This is a genomic window from Marinobacter iranensis (genome assembly GCF_029207565.1).
GTDB classification, from domain to species: Bacteria; Pseudomonadota; Gammaproteobacteria; order Pseudomonadales; family Oleiphilaceae; genus Marinobacter; species Marinobacter iranensis.
In genome coordinates this window covers 1-246 of record NZ_JANCMW010000356.1, presented here as the reverse complement: position 1 = coordinate 246, position 246 = coordinate 1, and the positions used below count along the sequence as shown (strand labels likewise).

General features: G+C 65.4%; 1 protein-coding gene. It reads right to left on the bottom strand.

Annotated elements, in window-relative coordinates; genetic code table 11:
* A partial coding sequence (locus NLU14_RS22685) for an NAD(P)/FAD-dependent oxidoreductase (RefSeq protein WP_420845105.1) occupies window positions 1-229 on the bottom strand: 229 nt, incomplete at its 3' end.
* Between the last annotated feature and the right edge of the window lie 17 nt (window positions 230-246).

Here is a 246-nt window from a genome sequence, read left to right as displayed (position 1 = left end):
ATAGCGGCTTGACGTTGCGCACCTTCCTCAGGTCCTTGCCGATATCGCTGCCGCGCCAGGCTTCCTCATAGGAAATCAGCTCGTCGTTGGCGCGGCCGGCGGCAATGGCCTCCGCGACGTGTTCGGCCGCGAGCATGCCGGACAGCACGGCATTGTGCGAGCCCTTGATGCGCGGAACGTTGACGAGGCCCGCGGCACAGCCCAGGAGCGCGCCACCCGGGAAGGACATCTTTGGCACAGACTGAT